This is a genomic window from Nocardia sp. NPDC003183, from assembly GCF_053590715.1.
Genome location: NZ_JBSFTG010000002.1, coordinates 834507 through 853879, shown reverse-complemented (window position 1 = coordinate 853879; position 19373 = coordinate 834507). Strand labels below are relative to the sequence as shown.

Genomic DNA, 19373 nt, shown 5'->3' with positions numbered 1-19373 from the left:
CGATGTCCGCTCATGGTGACCTCCTCGCTCGGTGTGCGGTGTGAGATCACGATGAGCCTAAGCACGATATTTGTCTATAAGAATTGCTGATAACCCCTATTATCAAGTGTTCTAAGGTGGATTTTTTGCGTGGACGATAGAGTTCGGGTTAGCGATCGACTGAGAAGCCGAACTCAGCGCAGGGAAGGGTGTGAGCCGAGATGCCTGCAGAGCACGCTGACGCTCGCAAGCTGTCGGACAAAGAAGCCCAGCTGGTCTCCTACACGGAGATCGCAACAATGGCCCAGGTAAAACGCCCCGTCCCCACGACCTGGGCGCGTCGGCACAGCGACTTCCCCCAACCCGTGGACCACGAGGGCACCAGCCCGCTCTTCGACGGCCCGGCCGTAGTCGACTGGCTGGTGGCCACGAGCCACGGCAACACGGACGCCCGCCAACTGCGCGCCGAACTGGCGCTGCATACGCTGTCTGGATGGTGCCGACGAGTACCTGCCCGGATCCTGTTGGATGCCCTGACCTCGCTGATCTGCCTGCGTCAGCAGCTGGAGGCACCACTGAGCGGCAGGGCAGGCTGGTCGGCCCTCGTCGAGCGCGCCGAGGGCCTCGACCCGGATGACACTTTCCTGCTGAGCGAGCTACGCGCCGTGCCGGATGCGGATCATATCGGCCCGGCGCTCGCCACGCTGGCTGATGAGCTGACCGAGGCCGCCTACGCCCCGGCCGAAGCCTTCGACTGGGTGCTAGATTCCCGTCGACGACTCGGTTCCGACGCCCATGTCGCAGACGAGTGCGCCCCGGCCGTCGCCCGCACTCTTGCCCGCCTCGCTCTCACGGCAGAACTCGCGGAGGATGCCGTCATCGCTGTGCCCTACTCCCGCTCAGGAGACCTCCTCTCGATACTGCACGCAGAGAACTCCTCCGACGACGAGCACATTTATGTCGCCGCTGATCCAGATCCGGCCCTGGTTCGGCTGGTGCGCCGCCGCATGCTCGTGCGCGGGGTGTACGAGTTCCACCTGGATGTAGCGGAAGGCGTCGAGCCTGACACTGACGAATGGGGTGACCCGCACGCTCTGGTCTGTGCACTCCCGTACGAGGCGGCCGAAACCCGCACCGCGCTGTCCGTCCTCGAGCACATCCAGAACCTGGCCGACCTTCTGTCGACCGACCGCACTGCAGTGATCCTGGGTCCGGCCGATGCTCTCGTCCACGCGCTGCCAGCCCTCGGCAAAGCTGATCGCCTGAGGAGCTGGTTCCTCGCTGAGGGCCTACTCAAAGCCGTGATCGGCCTGCCCGACGGGGTTTACCCACACCGCCCCGCCTACCGCACCGCGATCTGGGTCCTATCCCGTACGTCGAAGCCAGATCGCCACGGTCTCGTGCTGGTGTCCGACCTCACCGCTGAAGCGATCACCACCACCGCCCTCGACACCATCGTCGAAGAGACCCACGTCTTCCACGCCGCAGGCTGGCGCGCGGACCGTCGACACGAACCTCGCCATGCGGTACTCGTTCCGGTCCTTCACCTCCAGCCCGGCACAGCACTGACGCCTCAGCACCGATCGAATGCGAACCGCTACACCCAGAAGGTTGAAGAGCGCCCGGCGCGCATCTCCGAACTGGAGCTTGCCGTCGAGCAGTTGCGCGAGCAAGACCGTGTAGATCAGAGCAACCCGATCCGGACCCACGCGGTGCTCCGCCCGGAAGATCAGCCAGTACGCCGCACCACCGTCGCGCACCTCCTCAAAGAGCGCCGCCTGCGCCGCCTGCCCGGTCACCGCATCGCAGCCGAGCACATGACAACCGATGGCCATTACCCCGTACTTACCTCCGCCGAGGTCACCGGGGTTGCACCCGTCGGTGGCCGGCGTATCGACCGCTCGATACTGCTCACGGTCTACCAACACGCCGAGTTCACCGAGCCTGGCGACATCGTGGTGACCGCCAACCCCTCCTTTGGCGCGTACGTCGACGAAGAGGGTCTGTCCGTGGTCGCCTACCCTGCACGCGTTCTGCGCGCATGGCATGACCGTGACCCCGAACGCCCTGTACGCCCTCGTGTCCTGGCCACACTGTTGCGCGCCGCCGCAGCGAAACACGGCCGAGCCAGCGGAGCCGTACGCGCAGCCCGCCCCATTGAAGACCTGCTCATCCCCGACCTCGAACCGGTGGAGGCGGAACACTACGACGCATTGCTCGCCGAGATAAGCCGACGGACCGCCCTGCTACGCCAGCAGACCGCAGCCTTTGACGACCTTGTCCGCCTCACCGCCGCTGGCCTCACCGACGGCACGCTCACTCTCAACACAGCAGCACCCTGACCCCGCGCCAACCCGAGAACTTGAAGGAGACGAAAAACCGTCATGCCCCCCGTCAAGAAGAAGCCCGCCGCACAGGCGGAGCTGTTCGCCACTTCCACGCCCAAGGAAATCCAGGACATCCTCTGGAAGGCCGCCGACAAACTGCGCGGCTCCATGGATGCCGCGCAGTACAAGGAGTTCGTCCTCGGACTGATCTTCCTCAAATACATCTCGGATGCCTTCGGTGAGCGCCGCGAACAGCTCGCCAAGGAGCTCGCCGAGGAAGGTATCGAGGAAGATCGCTGGGCGGAACTCCTGGAGGACAAGGACGAATACACCGGCGAACACGTCTTCTGGGTGCCCGAGACCGCCCGCTGGTCTTGGATCGCGGCAAACGCCAAGGCCAAGGGTGTCGGCCTGCTCCTCAACGAGGCCATGGACGCGATCATGCGCGAGAACGCCGCGCTAACAGGCGTACTCCCCAAGATCTTCAACAGCGACAACGTCGACCAGAAGCGCCTGGCCGAACTCGTCGACCTCATCAGCGACGCCCGCTTCGGCGGCTCCGGAGACAAGCCCACTCAGGACGTACTAGGGGAGGTGTACGAGTACTTCCTCGGCAACTTCGCCCGCGCCGAAGGTAAACGCGGCGGGGAGTTCTACACGCCGCGGTCCGTGGTCCAGCTTCTGGTGGAGGTCTTGGAACCGTACGAGGGTCGGGTGTACGACCCGGCATGCGGCTCGGGCGGCATGTTCGTCCAGGCTGGCAAGTTCATCGAGGCGCACCGGGGGCGCGGGCACAAGTCCGACATCGCGGTGTATGGGCAGGAGCTCAACGAGCGGACATGGCGCCTGGGGAAGATGAACCTGGCGATCCACGGGATCGACGGCAATCTCGCGGCACGGTGGGGCGACACGTTCGCCGACGACAAGCACCCGGACCTCAAAGCCGACTTCGTCATGGCCAACCCGCCGTTCAACATCAAGGACTGGGCGCGGAAGGAGTCCGACCCGCGCTGGAGGTATGGCGTCCCGCCGAAGAACAACGCTAACTATGCGTGGCTGCAACACATCGTCAGCAAGCTCGGCGAGCGGGGCACGGCGGGAGTCGTTCTCGCGAACGGATCGATGAGCTCCCAGTCCGGCGGCGAGGGTGAGATCCGCAAGGCGTTGGTCGAGGCAGACCTAGTGGCCTGCATGATCGCCCTGCCCCCGCAGCTGTTCCGCACGACAGCGATTCCCGCCTGCTTGTGGTTCTTGTCTAAGGACAAGTCGTCTCAGGGTGCGCGGCGGTTGAACGACAGACGTGGAGAGATTCTCTTCATCGATGCGCGCGAGATGGGCGAAATGGCCGATCGGACAGAGCGCATTCTGACGGATCAGAATCTTGCGAAGCTCGCAGATACGTACCACGCGTGGCGGGGTACCGCCTCAGCGCGAGATACCGGGATTTCATACGCGGATGAGCCTGGGTTCTGCGCCTCAGCGAGTCTTAAATCGGTCCGGGAGCAAGGATACGTGCTAACCCCGGGCCGGCACGTAGGTGCTGTCGAAGTTGACATAGAGAGCGCAGATTCAATCACGGAGAAGATTTCAGAGCTGACAAAGGACCTGTATGCACACTTCGACAGGTCGGACGCGCTGACGAAGGCAGTTCGAGCGCAACTGGAGCGAATCAATGGCTGAGTGGGATTTTGTCGCTTACCATACGCTCGCTTCGCGCGATCGATCCTCGTTTTCCATGGGACCTTTCGGATCAAAGATCACAAAGGATAACTACGTCGCCTCCGGCGTCCCAGTTATTCGTGGCGTGAACCTGACCCGCGGCGTATTCCTCGATTGCGATTTTGTCTTCATCACCGACGAAAAAGCCGATGACATTCGCGCAGCAAACGTGGAGCCCGGGGATCTCATTTTCACTCACCGAGGCACCATCGGCCAAGTTTCCATGGTAACGCGAAGCCCGAAGTTCCATCGATACGTTATCGGCTCAAGCCAAGTCAAGACTCGTCTCGACGAGACGAAGGCTCTTCCGGAATTCTACTATTATTGGTTCCAATCGACAGAAGGGCAGCGATCGATTCTAGCGAATGCATCAACTGTCGGCGTGCCAGGAATTGCTACGCCGCTCACGTCCATTCGCAACCTCAAAGTCCCGCACCCTCCACTAAGTGAGCAACGGTCTGTGGCTTCAGTGCTTATGGCACTGGACGACAAGATTGCCGTCAACGAGCGCATCGCGGCCACTACTTTAGATTTGGCGCACGCTCGATTTCAGCAGTCTAATTTGTCGACCGAAGGTACCGTCCCGATGGGTGACTTGATCGAACTAAAATACGGCAAATCTCTTCCGGCAACAAACCGTATCGCAGGGGACTACAGCGTTTTCGGGAGTGGCGGTGTCAGCGGCACCCACAATGAGTTTCTGGTAAAGGGCCCTGGCATCATTGTGGGACGCAAGGGGACTGTCGGGTCGGTGTACTGGTCGGAGGAGAGCTTCTTCCCGATCGATACCACGTTCTATGCCGTCTGCAGAGACGGTAACGTATCGCTGGAGTATGCCTACTTCGCGCTCCAGAGTCTGGGACTTGAGCACATGAACTCAGACTCTGCCATTCCTGGACTCAATCGTGACAGGGCCTACTCCGTACCCATGAAGCTGCCCTCCCCCGAGGCTGTTCGCGAATTCACGTCGGAAGTCCGTGCGCTATTTGCATTACAGCGGAGTCGCGAACAAGAGTCTCATACTCTCGGCATCCTCCGGGACACCCTCCTTCCCCACCTGATGTCTGGCCGCCTCCGCGTCAAGGACGCCGAGAAGATTATCGAGGACCACGCATGACATACGATTCCGACGCCGCAGACACGAACACGGCCGAGAACATCACGCACACCAACTACCGCCCCCTGGAAATCGATTGGGAACACCTCGCCCTCGACGAGCTTGAGACGCTCGACTGGTCCAGGAACGAGGGCAACGCGCTCGCCCCCAACTCCGGCCACCGCACCTCCTGGGACGACCTGATCCTCTATTCTGACCTGTGCGAAGCCATCGAGCGGCTCAACCCGGACCTTCCACTGGACGCCGTCCGCGACGCCCTCGCCACCGCCTCGACTCCCACCTCGCTGGACGCGTACGAGGAGAACCGGACCGCCCACGGCTACCTGACGGACGGCATCCGGTCGGTCACGTATACCGACGAGTTCGGGGCTCAGCACAACCCCACTGTTCGTATCGTCGACCTGGCCGACCGGGACAAGAACACCTATCGGGCTGTCCGCCAGGTCACCGTCATCGACGGCGAGAAGAACCGCCGCTTCGACCTCGTCCTGTACGTCAACGGCCTCCCCTTGGCCGTCATCGAGCTGAAGCGCGCCGGAGACGAGGACGTCAAGCTCGAAGACGCGCACGCGCAGATCAGCTGGTACGTGGACGAGTTCCCGACTGCCTTCCGCTACAACGCGATTGTGCTGCTCTCCGATGGCATCACCGCCAAGTACGGCACACCCTTCACGCCATACGAACACTTCGCCCCGTGGAACACGGACGACACGGGCAGACGCATAAACCCCCTGGAGGCCGACGGCCTGACCCAGTCGGGGCAGAACCTCGCCCTACACGGCCTGTTCGACCAGCCCCGGTTCCTCAGCCTCGTCCAGTCATTCATCAACTTCGTACCGTCGAAGCAGATGAAGAGGATCGCGAAGCCGCACCAGTACTTCGCCGTCACCCGCGCCGCAGAGGCCGTGCGCAAGGCTGCGGCGACCGACGGCAAGGCCGGCGTGGTCTGGCACACCCAGGGTTCGGGCAAGTCCGAGGAGATGGTGCTCACCACCAACCTCGTCGGCCGCGATCCGGTACTGCACAACCCCACGGTCGTCGTCATCACCGACCGCAACGACCTCGACGACCAGCTGTACGCCACCTTCCTGGAGAGCGAAATCCTCCCGGAAAAGCCCCGCCAGGTCCTGACCCGTGCCGAACTACGCGAGGAGCTAGCCGCCAAGCGCACCGGCGGCATCCTGTTCACCACCCTGCAGAAGTTCGGCCGTACCAAGGAGGAGAAGGAGTCGGGCGTCGACCACCCGTTGCTCTCCGACCGGCGCAACATCATTGTCGTAGTCGACGAAGCCCACCGCAGCCACTACGACAACCTCGACGGCTACGCCCGCCACCTGCGCGACGCGCTCCCGCACGCCACTCTCCTCGCCTTCACCGGCACCCCGATCTCCGAGGCCGACCGCAATACCCGCGAAGTCTTCGGTAACTACATCGACGTCTACGACCTCAAGCGGGCCGCCGACGACGGCGCGACCGTGAAGGTCTACCACGAGAGCCGCGTCGTCCAGCTCGTCCTCGACCACGACGTCGACCCCACCACTATCGACGAGGAAGCCGACCGGATCACCGACGGCCTCGACGACACCGAGCGCCGCCGCATTGAGCAGGCCGTCGCCACCATGAACGCCATGTACGGCGCACCGGCCCGGATACGCGACCTGACCCGTGACCTGGTCGAGCACTGGGAGGCGAGGCGGGCACGGATGCAGCCGTTCGTCGGCGTATCCGAGAAGCCGGACGGCGCGACCGGCAAGGCGATGATCGTGTGCGCCACCCGTGACATCTGCGTGCGGGTATATGACGCACTACGTGAACTGCGCCCGGAGTGGCACAGCGATGAGATCGACAAGGGCGCGATGAAGATCGTATTCTCCTCGGACTCCCGCAAAGACGCGGCACACCTGCGTGCCCATGCCCTGCGGGACTCGCAGCGTAAGGCGGTCATCAACCGCGCCACGAACCCCGACGACGAGCTCGAACTCCTCATCGTCAACAACATGCTCCTAACCGGCTTCGACGCCCCGCCAGTCCACACCATGTACTTGGACCGCCCCCTCAAGGGTGCCAACCTGATGCAGGCCCTCGCCCGCGTCAACCGGCGCTTCCGCGGCAAGGAGGACGGTCTCCTCGTCGGCTACGCACCGCTGACCGAGAATCTGCAGAAGGCGATAGCCGAATACTCGGATGCGGACCAGGAGGACCGCACCCTGGGCCAGGACATCGACCGCGCCCTGGACGAGCTCCGCAACGAGTACGACATACTCGACGATATGCTTCGCGGCTGGGACTGGCGTCAGCGGCTCGCCCTGCCCAGCCGCACGGCATTCATCGACGCGGCGCTGCGGACCGCGAATTACCTTCGCAACCCGGCAACTCCCGGCAATAACCCCGAGAAGCTCGACAACCCCAATGACACCCTCAGCCGCCGATTCCGCGATCACGCCCACCGGTTGGAGCGCTTCTACGCGCTCGCTGGTTCCTCGGCCGACATCTCCTCTCGCTTCCCGGACCAGCCGCAATGGAAGAGGGACATTCAGTTTCTCGTAGAGGTCCGCGCGTACATGGCGAAGCTCGACGCGATGGACCGGGAAGCCCGCGGCCTGCCCATCGCTCGCGATGTCGAGCTGTACCTTTCCCAGCTCACCTCGGCCGTCGTTGAGACCGGCGGTGTGACAGACCTGTTCGCCGAAGCTGGCCTCGCGACGGCAGACCTCACCCACCTCACCGACGCCGTTGTCTCGCGGCTCCAGAGCAGCGAAACACCGCACCTGGTCGCCGAGGCGTTGCGTCGGCTCGTCGAGCAGAAGATGCGCGAGGTTACCCGCCACAACATCGTGCGTCAGACGACCTTCTCGGAGCGTCTCCAAGATCTCATGGTCAAGTACATGCGTCAGCAGCTCACCAGTGCGGAGATCATCGCGAAGCTGGTCGAGATGGCGAAGGAAGTCAGGAACGACGCCGAACGTGGCAAGCGGTTCGATCCCAATCTGAGCAGCGACGAGCTCGCCTTCTACGACGCCGTAGCTGACCTGGGCAGCGCTCGTGAGGTCATGGGGGATGAGATTCTGGCGGGCATCGCCCGCGAACTGGTCGCGGAGGTCCGCAAGCAGATCAAGAAGGACTGGGTCTCCCGCGAACCGGTCCGCGCGAAGCTCCGCTCTACGATCAGGCGCCTTCTGGCCCGCCGAGGCTATCCGCCCGAGCAAGCACCCAAGGCCATCGAGCTGGTGCTGAAGCAGATGGAGCACTTCGCCAACGACTGGTCGCAGGCCGGAACAGCGGGATCTTGATGTGCCGCCAGGTCTGGGCGGTGGTCTGTTCCGGAAAGTACTGGGCCGGTTCGGTTTCCAGCTGCTCAAGGAAGATGAGCTTGTCCGTCGGATCGATCAACAGGATTCATAACCAAAACGGGGGTAAACGCGGGGTTGGATACAAAACAGGTCAGGCTCGGCCTGAGACCGGGCCTGACCTGCCATTTCTGTGGATCTAAGGAACTCGAACCCCTGACCCCACTCACAGCGTCGAAACTGGCGTACCGGTCAGCCAGAAGGGGCGTCCAGCAACGCCCATCCTGAAGAGTCAGCTGTTGTCAGTGGGCAGCGATAGCGTGTGCGACGCCCGCCGATCGCCCGCTCCAAGGAGCTTTGGCGGTCACCTATCAGCCGGAAGTGCGACGAAAGTGAACTGAGATGGCGCAGCAAGGCAATGACACAAATGACCTTTGCCTGGGGACTGGCGAGCGCGGAGTGCTCGATTTTCAAGCGGTCGGCGATGATTGGTACGTCAAGTGCGCGGTATGCGGGATGACATGGTGCGGCGGAAGCGCTGATAGCGTGTTGCCCCATCGCGATTGGCGAAACCGCTGAATTCAACCGCCGCGGCGTCAGCTCCCGGGACGAACTGACGCCGGTCGGCGCGGCGGCGGACTCCTCGATGGTTCCGCCACCCGACGGATACACTGCGCGCAAGCCACACATCACCGACCGCCGCGCAGCCCTCGTCGACCTCACCGACCACGGCAGAGCCACGACATCGATGCTGCGCAAAACCGCGACACCATGGCTTCCGAGCTGCTCGAAAACCTTCTCGCCCCGCAGGTGTCCGCGTTCTTCGAAACCCTGAACACGGTCATCGCCACGGCACATGCCATCGGCAGCAAAACCGGCTACTGAACACGCACGAACTGCTCGCTCGCCTACAGCGAAACACCCGGCTTCGTTCAATCATCACACCCTCACGGCGGGGCGTCGACGTGAGGCCAGGGACACCACCCAGTACATGCTCGACAGGCACAGCTCCTCATTCCAGGACGAAATCGGCTTCGAGTACCAACCGACCCGCATAGATTCCCCGGTCACCTGCGTTCCCATCTTTGGTGTGCCCCGCCGAGGGCACAAACCTGCGACACGTCTGGATACACCAGGTGTCGGACGCTCCGTTGGCGCAACGCGCGTTCGGCACCCAGTCGCCCTGAGCTGCGCTCTCGGGTGACAGGTGTCCTGATCAAGGCTGACTCGGTGGGCAGCAACAGCGGCTCAGTCTCGCCGTGGACGCAGGGCGTAGCCGGGCACGAGCTGGTCCGTCAGCTGTAGCGGAGTCCGACCGTCGGCGTAGGTGATCGAGTACGTGACCCTGCCCAGCCACTCACCGAAGTAGGTGGGGATCCAGTGGGTGAGCAGCCCGGGGCGCTCCCCGGTCATATCGACTCCGGCACCGTTGACGTGACGGGGCGTGCCCGGATCGCGGATCACGATGGCGTCCAAGCGCACCCACACTGGCTTCGGCGCCTTCATCACGGTCTGCGCGTAGTGCCCCTGCGCGTGCGGATGCTTGGGCTGCGGGGACGTGCCCTCGGTCCGAGCCTCGTCGCTCCCTGATCCCGCGTCGGCGGCCACCATGGTCAGTCAGTCCACGGAGTCAGATCGGTCAGGCGCAACGAGAATTCGTACGACCCCGGCGCGTCGAGCGTGGCCAGGATGCGAGCGTGAGTGCCCTCGACCTCGACCACACGAAACTGCGAGGTGCCAGCCGCACTGATCCTGACTAAGTCACCCACCATCATGTTCACCATCATAATCGAACGTATGTTCCCCAGGGTTGCACCGTCGGTGTCTTCGACGTAGATGACATGGTTGCCTAGATCGGCGAATCTTCACATGGGTGACAGAGAAATGCGACGTCGAGCAGGACGTGGCACTTGTCGAATCAGCAGATCCTGACGCCACGGCCGCACCGGACATTCGCCTGTTGCGGCTTCTTCTGCCCACAATGGCGACGTGATGATCGAGGAGATCGTGGCCAAAGTCGCCGATGCCGTACCGAGGTTGGGCTCCACGAGGCTGGTCGCCGTGGACGGTCCCGGCGGTGCAGGGAAGTCCACGCTGGCAGAGCAGCTCGCCGCCACATGCGGCGCGACACTGCTCCACACCGATGACTTCGCCTCCTGGGACAACCAGTTCGACTGGTGGCCGCGGCTGGAGGAGCAGGTTCTGGAGCCGCTCAGTAGAGGCCAGTCCGGCCGATACCAGCGCTACGACTGGACTACGCGGGCCTTGAGGGAGTGGCATGAGATCGCGCCGCCCGCAGTGCTGATTTTGGAAGGAGTGTCTTCGGCACGCGCATCAGTGCGTGACCGGCTCTCGCTGTCGATCTGGGTCGAGACCCAGCGGCACGTCCGCCTGGAGCGGGGGCTGAATCGGGACGGGCACGACGCACTTCCGATGTGGCAGCGGTGGATGGCTGCCGAGGACGTTCACTTCGCTTCCGATCGAACGCGGAGCCACGCGGACGTGATAGTCAACGGCTGCGCTGGGGATGAAGCACCACACGATCATCAGTGATTCCAGAATTCGCCGACGACATCGTCCGCGGACCCGCTAACCGACACGGTTACCTGGAGCTGTCCACGACGCGCCGATCCGAACGAATCACCGCGTCGAAGAATCCGTCCACGAGGTAAATCTGCCGGTCCCGCCATGAAAGAGACTGGCGGACTCAGGGGAACGTGTGTGCGACTCAAGGCGCGGTGCACCGTGTCGGGCACACAGTCATCGGCGACAGGATCGTGTGCGCGACCGTTAGGCCACCGGGACCAACTCTGCGCCGCTCAGATCCGGCGCATCGTGCAATCCAGGACGCTAGCAACCGCAACGACCCAGTCACTCGTGTGCGGCATGGTTTGCTGGCCAACCGGCGTGGCTTGTCATCAAACCCGTCATTTAATAGCTGACGTCAGCCAACGCCACCCACACGCTCCAACGCAAGTAGCCGATATCACAACGGCAACCAACCGTACTTCCGGCATATTCGCCGTTCAGCAGCCTACTGAACCAACGACGCCCGACGCTGCCAACGTTGACAACGACATCCGCCGCACGCTAGCCCCATGTGAGTACATGGAGTTGCCCATGTGCTCACTTTCCTCGGGAGTCGACGTGTGCCGGCGCCGCGGGTGTGCCGGACGGCAGATCGACGAGCATCGTGAGCCCACCTCCCGGGGTCGGCTCGGCGTGGACGGTGCCGCTCATTGCTTCGACGAAGCCGCGGACCACGGACAGGCCGAGGCCGACGCCGGTGGTGTTGTCGCGGTCGCCGAGGCGCTGGAAGGGTTCGAACAGTTGCTCTTCGGTGCCGGACGGGACGCCGGGGCCGACGTCGACAACCGCGATCGACACCCGGTCACCGTCGTGTTCGGCGGTCACCCGCACGGGCGACTCGCGACCGGAATGGCGCAGGGCGTTATCGATCAGGTTGGCCAGGACGCGTTCGAGCAGACCGCTGTCGGCGAGCACGGAAACCTCATCGACCTCGACCTTCACCCGGTCCATCGCCGCGCGGCGCAGGCCACGGGTGCCCATGCCGACGCTCACCAGCGCACGATGCACCGCCTCGTCCATGTACACCTGTCGCAACTGCGGCGTGACGACGCCGACCGCCAGTCTCGAGGAGTCGAGCAGATTGCCCACCAGCGCGGTCAGCTGGTCGACGGATTCCTCGATCGCCTCCAGCAGTTCGCCGGTGTCCTCCGCCGAGAATTCGATGTCGTCGCTGCGCAGGCTGGACACGGCCGCTTTCGCGCCTGCCAGGGGGGTGCGCAGATCGTGGCTGACCGCCGACAACAGCGCACGGCGCAGCCGGTCGGCTTCCAGCAGCGCCGCCGCCGCGCTGGCTTCCTCCGCCAATCGGGCCTGGCGCACCAGCCCGACCGCCTGATTGGCGACCGCGTTGAGCACCGGCCGATCGGAGGAGTCGATCGACCGACCGGCGAGCAGCAGGTGACTCTGCGCGTCACCGGCTTCGATGACGGTCTCGGCATCGGAGGGACGTGTCGGTGGTTCGGGACCGACCGCGGCGACGATCCGATCGCCGCACTGCACACTCACCGCGCGCTGGCCGTAGGTTTCGCGGACTTGCTCGAGCAGGTTGTTCAGGTCGGCGCCGTGCAGCACGGATCCGGCGAACATCGTCAGCAGCTCGGCTTCCCGGGATGCCTTGCGCGCCTGCAGTGTTCGCTTCGCCGCGACATCGACCAGCGCCGCCACGGCCACCGCGACGATGAGCAGCACGACCACGGTGACGAAGTTGTCCGGCTCGGCGATGGTGAAGCTGAAGCGCGGGTCGGTGAAGTACCAGTTGAGCAGCAACCCCGACAGCAGCGCTGACAGACCGGCGGGAACGATACCGCCGAACAACGCGACCGCGACCACGCCGACGAAGAACATGGCGCTGAGCCCGCCCAGCTGCAACCACCCGTCGAGGAATACCGCACAGATCGCGCTCACCAGCACCGGCACGATCACCGCCGCGGGCCACGCGCTCACCGGCCTCCTCGGACGCAGCCAATGCCTGCGCACCCCGCGATTGGCCTCCTCGTGCGTCACCATGTGCACGTCGATCTTGCCCGAGCGCTGCACCACGGTGGAGCCGATGCCCTCATCGAGCATCCGCGCCCAGCGCGAACGCCGCGAAGTACCGAGTACCAGCTGGGTGGCATTGACCTCTCGCGCGAATTCCAGCAGCGCGGTGGGCACGTCGTCGCCGGTCACGGTGTGCAGCGAGGCGTCGAGACCGGCGGCGAGATCGCGCAGCTTGGTCATCCGTTCGGTCGACACCCCGACCAGCCCGTCGCCGCGCACCACGTGCAACACGACCAGATCGGCACTGGACTTGGACGCGATCCGCCCGGCCCGGCGCACCACCGTCTCCGACTCGGGACCACCGGTGACCGCGACCACGACGCGTTCACGCGCCTCCCAGAGCTCGGTGATCTTGTGGTCGGCCCGGTACCGGGCCAGCGCCGCATCGACCTGGTCGGCCAGCCACAGCAGCGCGAGTTCGCGCAGCGCGGTGAGATTGCCGGGGCGGAAGTAATTGCGCAGCGCCGCGTCGACCTTGTCGGCGGCGTAGACATTCCCGTGAGAAAGCCTGCGCCGCAACGCTTCCGGTGTCAGGTCGACCAGTTCCACCTGATCGGCGCCACGCACCACCGCGTCGGGCACGGTCTCCCGCTGCTCGATCCCGGTGATCTGCTGGACCACATCGTTGAGGCTCTCGAGGTGCTGCACGTTCACCGTGGAGATCACGTCGATACCCGCGGCCAGGAGTTGCTCCACGTCCTGCCAACGCTTCTCGTGCACGCTGCCCGGTGCGTTCGTATGCGCCAGTTCGTCGACCAGCACTACCGCGGGCTTGCGCGTGAGTACCGCATCGACATCGAGTTCGGGCAGCTCGGTCCCGCGATAGGAGACCGTCTTGGTCGGAATCTGCTCGATGCCGTCCAGAAGTTCGGCGGTCTTCTTGCGCCCGTGCGTCTCCACGACGGCCGCCACCACATCACGGCCACGTTCGGACCGCCGATGCGCTTCGCCGAGCATGGCGTAGGTCTTGCCCACGCCCGGCGCCGCACCGAGGTAGATGCGCAGTTGTCCGCGTTTCACCGGTCCATCATCGCGTGTCGACGCGCCGGAGCCGACGTGCGCACCGGCAACACACCGACGCTCACCATCGGTGTGTGCGAGGTGTTCAGCCGACCGAGCATCCGGATCAACAGCAGCGATCCGGCAAAACCGAAAATCACCGCAAGGGTCACTACCGACACCGCGATCTCACTTTCCGTGCACCAGGGACCGCCGGCGCCATTCGCCGACCGGTGCCCACTTTCTACCGCCCGAACAGGCGCGTGATCTCGATCTTTACGGTGTGTTGACAGCTATCGCGCCTGCTTTGACGGCATCCTCACACCCATCGGCAGCGTCAACGTTGCGCAAAGGCCGGGCCCCGAGGCGCTAAGGAGTCGTAAGGAAGCCACGCCGAGCCGCGATCCGGCGTTTCACTCACCTAGGTGCTCCACCTCGGAGCGCAAGGAGGTTGGAAATGTCTGTCGTGGTGTTCACGGTGCTCACCGTGGCGATCTTCGCGCTGCTGGGCTTGATCCAGCGAGGGGTGGAGAAGCTGTGATCGCGAACCTTGTAGGTCTCGCGCTGGCTGCCGGAGTCGCCGTCTTCATGGTCGCGGCGCTGCTCTTCCCCGAGAGGTTCTAGGTGAACACGACTACTGCGGGGATCGTCTTCGTGGCGGCCCTGGTTCTCGCGCTCGCCCTGGTCCATGTGCCGCTGGGCGACTACATGTACCGGGTCTACAGCAGCGACAAATACTCCCGCGCCGAGCGGCTGATCTTCCGCGCCATCGGCGCGAAGCCCGAGGTCGAGCAGACGTGGCCCGTCTATGCCCGCAGCGTGCTGGCGTTCTCGGCGGTCAGCGTGCTGTTCCTGTTCTTCTTCCAGCTGGTGCAGGGCGCGCTGCCGCTGCACCTCGACGATCCCGGCACCGAGATAACCCCCGCGCTCGCGTGGAACACCGCGGTCAGCTTCGTCACCAACACCAACTGGCAGAACTATTCCGGTGAGTCCACCCAGGGTCACCTGGTGCAGATGGCCGGTCTCGCGGTGCAGAACTTCGTCTCCGCGGCCGTCGGCATGGCGGTGGCGGTGGCGCTGGTGCGTGGCTTCGCCCGGCGCCACACCGGCGACCTCGGCAACTTCTGGGTCGACCTGGTGCGCGGCACCCTGCGCATTCTGCTTCCGCTGGCGTTCGTCTTCGCGATCGTGCTGGTCGCGGGCGGCGTCATCCAGAACTTCCACCTCCACGATCAGGTCGCGCAGACCATCGGCGGCGCCGAACAGACGATCACCGGCGGTCCGGTGGCAAGCCAGGAGGTCATCAAGGAACTCGGCACCAACGGCGGCGGCTTCTACAACGCGAACTCCGCGCACCCGTTCGAGAACCCGAGCACCTGGACGAACTTCCTCGAGATCTTCCTGCTGATGGTGATCGCGTTCTCGCTGCCGCGCACCTTCGGCCGGATGGTCGGTTCCACCAAGCAGGGCTACGCGATCGTGGCGGTGATGGGCACGATCGCCCTGGCCAGCATCTCGCTGACCAACCTGTTCCAGCTCCAGCACCACGGCACGGTGCCGACCGCGATCGGCGCCTCCATGGAAGGCGTGGAAACCCGTTTCGGCGTGGCCGATTCGGCCACCTTCGCCGGTGCGACCACCCTCACCTCGACCGGCGCGGTGAACTCGTTCCACGATTCCTACACCAGCCTCGGCGGCATGATGACGATGTTCAACATGCAGCTCGGCGAGGTGGCGCCCGGCGGTGTCGGCTCCGGCCTGTACGGCATGTTGATCCTCGCCGTGATCACGGTGTTCGTCGCGGGCCTGATGGTCGGACGCACTCCGGAATACCTGGGCAAGAAGATCACCCCGCGCGAGATCAAGCTGGCGGCAACGTATTTCCTGGTGAGTCCGCTGATCGTCCTGGTCGGCACGGCGGTGGCCATGGCCTTGCCGGGACAACGAGCGAGCATGCTCAACGGCGGGCCACACGGCATGTCGGAGGTGTTGTACGCCTTCACCTCCGCGGCCAACAACAACGGTTCCGCCTTCGCCGGTCTCACCGGCAACACCGAGTGGTACAACACCGCACTCGGCCTCGCGATGCTGTTCGGCCGATTCCTGCCGATCATCATCGTGCTGGCACTCGCGGGTTCGCTGGCCCAGCAGGGCACCACCCCCGCGTCGATCGGCACGCTGCCGACGCACCGGCCGCAGTTCGTCGGCATGGTCGTCGGCGTGACGGTGATCCTGGTCGCGCTCACCTTCCTGCCCGCTCTCGCGCTCGGGCCGCTCGCCGAAGGAATCCACTGAAATGACCACTCCCACAATAGAATCCGCACCGCGGCCCGAGCACCGCACCAAGGGCGTACAACGCGGCGTCCTCGACCCGAAGTTGCTGCTCACCTCCCTTCCCGACGCCGTGCGCAAGCTCGATCCGCGCACGCTGTGGAAGAACCCGGTGATGCTGATCGTCGAGATCGGCGCCGTGTGGTCGACCGTCCTCGCCATCGCCGACCCGAGCTTCTTCGCCTGGGCGATCGTCGTCTGGCTCTGGCTCACCGTCGTTTTCGCGAATCTGGCCGAAGCCGTCGCGGAGGGGCGCGGCAAGGCGCAGGCCGACTCGCTGCGCAAAGCCAAGACCGACACCATCGCCCGCCGCCTGGCCGACTGGACACCGGGTGGGCGCATCGTCGAGGAACGCCTCGCGGCTCCCGAACTGCGACGCGGCGACTACGTCGTCGTCGAAGCGGGCCAGATCATCCCCGGCGACGGTGACGTCGTCGAAGGCATCGCCTCGGTGGACGAATCGGCCATCACCGGTGAATCCGCGCCCGTGATCCGGGAATCCGGCGGCGACCGCTCGGCCGTCACCGGCGGCACCACGGTGCTCTCGGACCGGATCGTCGTACGGATCACCCAGGAGCCCGGCGCCAGCTTCATCGACAAGATGATCGCCCTCGTCGAGGGTGCGAGCAGGCAGAAGACACCGAACGAGATCGCGCTCAACATCCTGCTGGCCGCGCTCACGATCATCTTCGTGTTCGCGGTGACCACCCTGCAGCCGCTGGCCGTCTTCGCCAAGTCGAACAACCCCGGCGTGCCGGACACCTCGGCACTGGACGCGCACGGCATCACCGGCATCGTGATGGTCTCGCTGCTGGTCTGCCTCATCCCCACCACCATCGGCGCGCTGCTCTCAGCCATCGGCATCGCGGGCATGGACCGCCTCGTGCAGCGCAATGTGCTGGCCATGTCCGGCCGTGCGGTGGAAGCCGCGGGGGATGTGAACACACTGCTGCTGGACAAGACCGGAACGATCACCCTCGGCAACCGCCAGGCAGCCGCGTTCATCCCGGTACCCGGCGTTCTCGACGACGACCTGGCCGACGCGGCACAGCTGTCCAGCCTCGCCGACGAGACGCCGGAGGGGCGCTCGATCGTCGTGTTCGCCAAGGAGGTGTTCAACAAGCGCGAGCGCAGCGCGGGTGAACTGCCCGGGGCCACCTGGGTCGAGTTCACCGCGCAGACGCGCATGTCAGGTGTCGATCTGTCCGACGGGCACCAGCTGCGCAAGGGGGCAGCGGGTGCGGTCACCGAATGGGTTCGCGCCCAAGGTGGTTCGATCCCGGCCGAGGCTTCGGCGATCGTCGACGGCATCTCCGCCTCCGGCGGCACCCCGCTGATGGTCGGTGAAGTCCGCGACGCAACACCGCGTCTGCTCGGCGTCATCCATCTCAAAGATGTCGTCAAGCAGGGCATGCGGGAACGTTTCGACGAGATGCGCCGCATGGGCATCCGCACGGTCATGATCACCGGCGACAACCCGTTGACAGCCAAGGCGATCGCCGACGAAGCGGGCGTGGACGACTTCCTCGCCGAGGCGACGCCGGAGGACAAGCTCGCGCTGATCAAGTCCGAACAGGACGGCGGCCGCCTGGTCGCGATGACCGGTGACGGCACCAACGACGCTCCCGCCCTGGCTCAGGCCGACGTGGGCGTGGCGATGAACACCGGCACCTCGGCCGCCAAAGAGGCGGGCAATATGGTCGATCTCGACTCGGATCCGACCAAGCTGATCGAGATCGTGGAGATCGGCAAGCAGTTGCTGATCACCCGTGGCGCGCTCACCACGTTCTCGATCGCCAACGACATCGCCAAGTACTTCGCGATCATTCCCGCGCTGTTCGTGGCACTGTTCCCCGGTCTGGACGCACTCAACATCATGCGCCTGGCCAGCCCACAGTCGGCGATCCTGTCCGCGGTCATCTTCAACGCGATCATCATCGTGGCGCTCATCCCGCTCGCGCTGCGCGGTGTCAACTATCGGCCGAGCAACGCCTCGAAGCTGTTGAGCCGCAACCTGACGATCTACGGCCTCGGCGGCATCATCGCGCCGTTCCTCGGCATCAAGGTCATCGATCTGTTCGTCCAACTCCTCCCCGGGATGTCCTGAAATGCGTATGTCAACCTGGATCCGCCAGCACCTGGCCGCCCTGCGCGCCCTGCTCGTGCTGACCGCGATCACCGGAATCATCTATCCCGTGGCGGTTTTCGCGGTCGCTCAGCTGCCCGGACTCGACAACAAGGCCGACGGCTCGCTCATCGAGCGGGACGGAAAGCTGGTGGGCTCCAGTCTGATCGGGCAGTCGTTCGCCGGCGCCGACGGCAAGGCTATGGCGCAGTACTTCCAGAGCCGCCCGTCGGCCGCGGGCGACGGCTACGACCCGCTGTCCACCGCCGCGAGCAATCTCGGCCCGGAGGACATTGTCGACACCGCCGACCGCACCAGCCTGCTCACCACCGTGTGCGCCCGTTCCAAGGAGGTCGGCGACCGTGAGGGGGTCGACGGCGCCCGGCAGTTCTGCACGAAAGACGGTGTGGGCGCGGCGCTCTCGGTGATCGGGCCGCGTGATGCCGACGGCGACGTGTCGCGGCCGGTGCAGGTGGTCAGCGTCAACGAACTCTGCCCCGCGCGACCGTTCCTGACCACGTTCCGCGGTGTCGCCGTGGAGTGTGCGCAGGAGGGCGAGGACTACGCCGTCGGCCGGATCATCCCGATCCTCGGTGACGCGCCGGCCGAGGCCACGGTCCCCGCCGACGCGGTCACCGCGAGCGGCAGCGGTCTCGACCCCCACATCTCCCCCGAATACGCGACCATCCAGGTCGACCGGGTGGCCGAAGCACGCGGCATCACCGCCACCCAGGTGCGCGAACTACTCGCCGCGCACACCGACGGGCGCACGCTCGGATTCCTCGGGGAGCCACGGGTGAACGTCGTCGAACTCAACCTCGATCTCGACGCCCGCTACCCGTTCGAAGGCTGAAGCACAG

The 19373-nt window shown here is 64.8% G+C and carries 12 protein-coding genes; 9 read left to right on the top strand and 3 right to left on the bottom strand.

Annotated elements, in window-relative coordinates; all coding sequences use genetic code 11:
- The first annotated feature begins 200 nt into the window (after window positions 1-200).
- From ACWDXS_RS11645 to ACWDXS_RS11630, 4 genes are read left to right on the top strand one after another with little or no spacing between them, the layout of a single operon-like run.
- Window positions 201-2321, top strand: coding sequence for a hypothetical protein (locus ACWDXS_RS11645; protein WP_449964632.1), 2121 nt, complete (start codon window positions 201-203; stop codon window positions 2319-2321).
- 42 nt (window positions 2322-2363) lie between these two features.
- Window positions 2364-3986 carry a class I SAM-dependent DNA methyltransferase gene (locus ACWDXS_RS11640; RefSeq protein ID WP_449964629.1) on the top strand — a complete coding sequence of 541 codons (1623 nt, stop codon included), beginning with the start codon at window positions 2364-2366 and terminating at the stop codon, window positions 3984-3986.
- Window positions 3979-5142: a restriction endonuclease subunit S gene (locus ACWDXS_RS11635; protein ID WP_449964626.1), complete on the top strand. Its 1164-nt coding sequence runs from the start codon at window positions 3979-3981 to the stop codon at window positions 5140-5142. The genes ACWDXS_RS11640 and ACWDXS_RS11635 overlap by 8 nt, the downstream gene beginning before the upstream one ends.
- Window positions 5139-8432: a type I restriction endonuclease subunit R gene (locus ACWDXS_RS11630; protein ID WP_449964623.1), complete on the top strand. Its 3294-nt coding sequence runs from the start codon at window positions 5139-5141 to the stop codon at window positions 8430-8432. Before ACWDXS_RS11635 ends, ACWDXS_RS11630 begins: the two co-directional genes overlap by 4 nt.
- A 1245-nt stretch (window positions 8433-9677) precedes the next feature.
- Here the strand turns inward: ACWDXS_RS11630 and ACWDXS_RS11625 are convergent.
- Window positions 9678-10040, bottom strand: a complete 363-nt coding sequence (locus tag ACWDXS_RS11625) for a hypothetical protein (protein ID WP_449964621.1) — start codon at window positions 10038-10040, stop codon at window positions 9678-9680.
- A gap of 2 nt (window positions 10041-10042) precedes the next feature.
- On the bottom strand, window positions 10043-10204 hold the full coding sequence (locus tag ACWDXS_RS11620) for a hypothetical protein (protein WP_449964618.1): 162 nt from the start codon (window positions 10202-10204) through the stop codon (window positions 10043-10045).
- 217 nt (window positions 10205-10421) lie between these two features.
- Between ACWDXS_RS11620 and ACWDXS_RS11615 the strand changes: the two genes are divergently transcribed.
- Window positions 10422-10982 carry a uridine kinase family protein gene (locus ACWDXS_RS11615; protein WP_449964778.1) on the top strand — a complete coding sequence of 187 codons (561 nt, stop codon included), beginning with the start codon at window positions 10422-10424 and terminating at the stop codon, window positions 10980-10982.
- 573 nt (window positions 10983-11555) lie between these two features.
- On the opposite strand, the gene ACWDXS_RS11610 is transcribed toward ACWDXS_RS11615, so the two are convergent.
- A complete protein-coding gene (locus tag ACWDXS_RS11610) occupies window positions 11556-14078 on the bottom strand; it encodes a sensor histidine kinase (protein ID WP_378992154.1) in 2523 nt (840 codons plus the stop codon).
- 436 nt (window positions 14079-14514) lie between these two features.
- Between ACWDXS_RS11610 and ACWDXS_RS11605 the strand changes: the two genes are divergently transcribed.
- The 4 genes from ACWDXS_RS11605 (at window position 14515) to ACWDXS_RS11590 (ending at window position 19366) form a co-directional block, all read left to right on the top strand.
- Window positions 14515-14598, top strand: coding sequence for a potassium-transporting ATPase (locus ACWDXS_RS11605; RefSeq protein WP_067449012.1), 84 nt, complete (start codon window positions 14515-14517; stop codon window positions 14596-14598).
- Window positions 14599-14681: 83 nt separating this feature from the next.
- Entirely contained in the window at window positions 14682-16352 is a 1671-nt protein-coding gene (kdpA, locus tag ACWDXS_RS11600) for a potassium-transporting ATPase subunit KdpA (protein WP_449964615.1), read from the top strand.
- A gap of 1 nt (window position 16353) precedes the next feature.
- Window positions 16354-18495: a potassium-transporting ATPase subunit KdpB gene (gene kdpB / locus ACWDXS_RS11595; protein ID WP_449964612.1), complete on the top strand. Its 2142-nt coding sequence runs from the start codon at window positions 16354-16356 to the stop codon at window positions 18493-18495.
- Window position 18496: 1 nt separating this feature from the next.
- On the top strand, window positions 18497-19366 hold the full coding sequence (locus ACWDXS_RS11590; RefSeq protein WP_449964609.1) for a potassium-transporting ATPase subunit C: 870 nt from the start codon (window positions 18497-18499) through the stop codon (window positions 19364-19366).
- The last annotated feature ends 7 nt before the right edge of the window (window positions 19367-19373 follow it).

Bases quoted from the DNA above. Each gene is read 5' to 3' on its own strand.
- ACWDXS_RS11640 (WP_449964629.1), top strand. From the start codon at position 2,364: ATGCCCCCCGTCAAGAAGAAGCCCGCCGCACAGGCGGAGCTGTTCGCC.
- ACWDXS_RS11605 (WP_067449012.1), top strand. From the start codon at position 14,515: ATGTCTGTCGTGGTGTTCACGGTGCTCACCGTGGCGATCTTCGCGCTG.
- ACWDXS_RS11630 (WP_449964623.1), top strand. From the start codon at position 5,139: ATGACATACGATTCCGACGCCGCAGACACGAACACGGCCGAGAACATC.
- ACWDXS_RS11620 (WP_449964618.1), bottom strand. From the start codon at position 10,204: ATGATGGTGGGTGACTTAGTCAGGATCAGTGCGGCTGGCACCTCGCAG.
- ACWDXS_RS11615 (WP_449964778.1), top strand. From the start codon at position 10,422: ATGATCGAGGAGATCGTGGCCAAAGTCGCCGATGCCGTACCGAGGTTG.
- ACWDXS_RS11590 (WP_449964609.1), top strand. From the start codon at position 18,497: ATGCGTATGTCAACCTGGATCCGCCAGCACCTGGCCGCCCTGCGCGCC.
- ACWDXS_RS11635 (WP_449964626.1), top strand. From the start codon at position 3,979: ATGGCTGAGTGGGATTTTGTCGCTTACCATACGCTCGCTTCGCGCGAT.
- ACWDXS_RS11645 (WP_449964632.1), top strand. From the start codon at position 201: ATGCCTGCAGAGCACGCTGACGCTCGCAAGCTGTCGGACAAAGAAGCC.
- ACWDXS_RS11625 (WP_449964621.1), bottom strand. From the start codon at position 10,040: ATGGTGGCCGCCGACGCGGGATCAGGGAGCGACGAGGCTCGGACCGAG.
- kdpB (WP_449964612.1), top strand. From the start codon at position 16,354: ATGACCACTCCCACAATAGAATCCGCACCGCGGCCCGAGCACCGCACC.